This window comes from Thermogutta sp., from assembly GCF_014359955.1.
GTDB lineage: Bacteria > Planctomycetota > Planctomycetia > Pirellulales > Thermoguttaceae > Thermogutta.
The window spans coordinates 1-1,397 of record NZ_JACIYL010000987.1; the positions used below are offsets into that span (position 1 = coordinate 1).

The 1,397-nt window shown below is 59.6% G+C and carries 1 protein-coding gene; it reads left to right on the forward strand.

Annotated elements, in window-relative coordinates; translation table 11 throughout:
• A partial coding sequence (locus H5U08_RS18780) for a glycosyltransferase family 39 protein (protein ID WP_297036681.1) occupies nt 1-1,247 on the forward strand: 1,247 nt, incomplete at its 5' end.
• Nucleotides 1,248-1,397: the final 150 nt, after the last annotated feature.

Here is a 1,397-nt window from a genome sequence, read left to right on the forward strand (position 1 = left end):
AAGAAACTAGTGCCTGGTCACCGGACGGCCCACCGGTCCATCCACCTCTGGGAAACTGGATTCTCGGGTGGTTCCACTGGATGTTTGATCCAGCTCCACAGGAGCTTTCACAACTGGCCATCACACCGGCACGGTTTGGCACCGCTGTGTGTTTCGGCATTTTGGTGTTTCTCGTGTGTTGGGCAGGAATCCACCGGTACGGGCCGATCGGGGGAGTGGCGGCGGGGTGTTCTCTTGCTCTTATGCCCCGACTGTTTGGACACGCTCATCTGGCCGCCCTCGACGCCATCACCGTACTGATGTGCACGGCCACGGTCCTGGCCGTCGTTGCGGCGGAGCGGAGCGGGCGGTGGTGGGCGTTTGCGCTGGCGGGTTGCGTTTGGGGACTGGCCCTGTTGACGCGTTTCCACGGATTGCTCTGCGGCCCCCCCGTTTTGCTCTGGATTTTCTGGCAACGACGCTCAAAGGGCATCATCCCTGCCCTGTGCTGGCTGACGAGCGGGCTTTTGATTTTCTACGTCGGCTGGCCGTGGTTATGGTTCGACACGCTCCAGCACCTCGGGCTGTACCTCTCAACAAGCACGCAGCGGACCCCCATTCACGTTTTCTATCTTGGCCGGGTATGGGACGATACCCTTGTTCCCAGACATTACGCCTGGGTGATGTTTCTCGTGACGATGCCGGTTGGTTTACTCGTCGCCGGTGGTGTGGCGATCTTTTCGAAATGGTGTTTTCGGACGCCTGAAGGCAACACCTCGACCTCCGTGCCCCGAATGGATGCCGCCGATTTCCTTTTTTTGGGCACGCTCGTGTTCTTCCTGGCTATTTTTACAGCACCCAGAGTGCCCGTGTACGATGGCGTTCGACTCTTTCTTCCGGCGTATTCCATGTGGGCCTTGCTGGTGGGCAGGGGCACCCAGTTGATCTGGGAATGGATCTCGCGGATGAAATGGCTCGCTGTCCGTTATGGCCCGCACTTTGTGCTGGGCAGCTTCTTTGCGCTTCAGGCGGTCGGCGTGGTGGCGTTTAGACCAGTTTGGTTGAGCTACTACAATCTGCTGGTGGGTGGACTGGCCGGCGCCGAGCGGCTGGGATTCGAAGTGAATTACTGGGGCGACGCCCTCACGGAACCGCTGTTGGCTGCTGCCGCTCACCGCACCGAGAAAGGAGAAACGCTCGTGTTTGGGCCCAGTCTGGCGCCCTATCAGGCAGCCGGAATCCTGCTCGGCTCACCTTCCCTGGCGTAGAAAGAGATTGTCGTGGTAGGCTGGCCAGCAGGGGCGAAGACACCACCCAAAAATGCCAGGTGGATGGTCATTTATCATCGCCGAGCAGACCTTGATCAAATTCCCGAGCCAGTGCGCCAACGGCCAGTCGTCAGTGAACTTGCCTGCCAG